Raw genomic sequence first — 1902 nt, 5'->3', positions numbered from 1 at the left:
AGTTCATGGGTCTTCATATCCTTTCAAATGACGCTGTAGTGGGTGAAATTTGTGTATGGGGCCTGTGGGCTTTTTTTATTTTACACAAAAATCCTGTTAATAGATTACCACGTTGGTCAATCTATCAACAGGAAAAAGTATAGAGCCGTAATTTTGTCGCGGCTCTTTTTTATGCGCATGATTTGAGTATTGCGTTAAACGAATGTTTAATGAAACGTCATAATATGGCGCTAAAATTTACTATACTAATAGTAGTAATTCACTTGTCTAATAATAAAATTAATTCATGGAAGGGATTTGGTCAGTGTGAATAAAGATAAAAAACGAAAAAAGCAAAAATTAAATAAACGTACACGTGCATTGCAAACTCTTAAATCTGAGTCTAGCTCCGTGATAAGTGACGGTACAGAAATTCAGACAGAAGAAAATTACTGGCAGTACGGCCAATACGTCTATGGTGATATTATCCGTGATTTTCCTACGATGCTTGATTATCTTGGCCATTTACGTCTAGCGGGCACAAATACTTGTATTGATTTACTTGGATTAGCCCAATCGTTATGTGTGCGTATCAATTATAGTAGCGAGTTAAAAACTGATTTTATGCTTCATCGGCCGCATACTGGGGTCGGCCGTAACGAACGGCGGGTGGAGGCCGTGTTGATCGTCACTGGCCATGCGGTGACTTATCAGCAACAAGCTTGGCTGGTTGGCCAAGGATTGGCAACTTATATTCTGAATATTGCGGAATACATTCCCGATTTTACCGAGAATCAGGCTGCTATGACCAAGTGGACGGTGGATAAATTAGCGGGTGCCTTACTATTACCAGATGATTTAGTAGTGCGAGTCACTGAGCTGGCGATGGATTTAAATGAGCCGCTGCTTAATGTTGTTGATACGCACAATCAAATGATGTTATTTAACACACCGCGCGCAAGTATCATTGCGCAGACGGCTTCCCGCTTAGCAAACGTGCCTGAATGGCTGATGATTCAGCGTATTGCCACCGTTTATAACGGTTGATGTGATAAATCTACTGTGACATTATACTTGGCGTCAACCGGCCAACACAGCGATAGATAGTAGTGGTGAAATTAAAAAGAAGTGGCATTTAGCCACTTCTGCTAGATCGATATTATTTACTTGCTTGCCAGTCAGCAACTGCTTTGGCGGCTAATGCTAAGCTTAAAACGGCATCCTTGGCCAATGTTTTCTGAACTTGTTCATGGTCCAAGTTATCGGTTGCGCCGATAACTTCTAAGCCATAAGTCAAAAGGTGTAAGTCAGTCTGGACATCGTAGCCGGTGCTATAGGCATCTTCGTGAGCATAGCTGTAATGCAGGTCACCAGCGCTTAATTCGCCGTCGGTGTGTGTGACGATGATTCGATCTTTCAAGCCGCTCAGTGGTTGTTTGCCACCCTGTAGCGTCAATAGGTGATCTGATTCTTGTTCGTAATAAGTATCTTCGCTGATCGTAAAATACGTTTGAACGGGTTTAGCTAAAATAGCCAGCTGATCAAGTGCAGTGTAAATTGACTCGGGCACGAATACTTCTTCACCAATTTTAATTTTGTCATTATGTGCTTCTAAATAATCTGCTAATTGACTTAATGTTTGAGTTGCCATTGAATAACCTCATTTTCTTAATGAATATAAAGTAAGTTTACCTGATTTCAGCTGAATTGTTAAATTTTTATCTAAAAAATAGCTTTAACGGCGTTTAAATGCCGCTAAAGCTATTGATTTAATCGGCTCTATACTTTTTCCTGTTGATAGATTGACCAACGTGGTAATCTATTAACAGGATTTTTGTGTAAAATAAAAAAAGCCCACAGGCCCCATACACAAATTTCACCCACTACAGCGTCATTTGAAAGGATATGAAGACCCATGAACTC

Annotated in this window: 2 protein-coding genes; one reads left to right on the top strand and one right to left on the bottom strand. The window is 40.2% G+C overall.

What is annotated here, in order from left to right:
* Positions 1–306 precede the first annotated feature (306 nt).
* Complete coding sequence (locus EKM76_RS13190) at positions 307–1026, top strand: hypothetical protein (protein WP_125551011.1); 720 nt, start codon at positions 307–309, stop codon at positions 1024–1026.
* 112 nt (positions 1027–1138) lie between these two features.
* Here the strand turns inward: EKM76_RS13190 and EKM76_RS13185 are convergent, their stop codons facing one another.
* A complete protein-coding gene (locus tag EKM76_RS13185; RefSeq protein ID WP_125551010.1) occupies positions 1139–1630 on the bottom strand; it encodes a hypothetical protein in 492 nt (163 codons plus the stop codon).
* Between the last annotated feature and the right edge of the window lie 272 nt (positions 1631–1902).

Origin of the sequence: Loigolactobacillus zhaoyuanensis, from assembly GCF_003946385.1 — a bacterium.
GTDB classification, from domain to species: domain Bacteria; phylum Bacillota; class Bacilli; order Lactobacillales; family Lactobacillaceae; genus Loigolactobacillus; species Loigolactobacillus zhaoyuanensis.
Note: the sequence above shows the minus strand (reverse complement) of the source record. Positions and strands in the feature narration are given on the sequence as shown.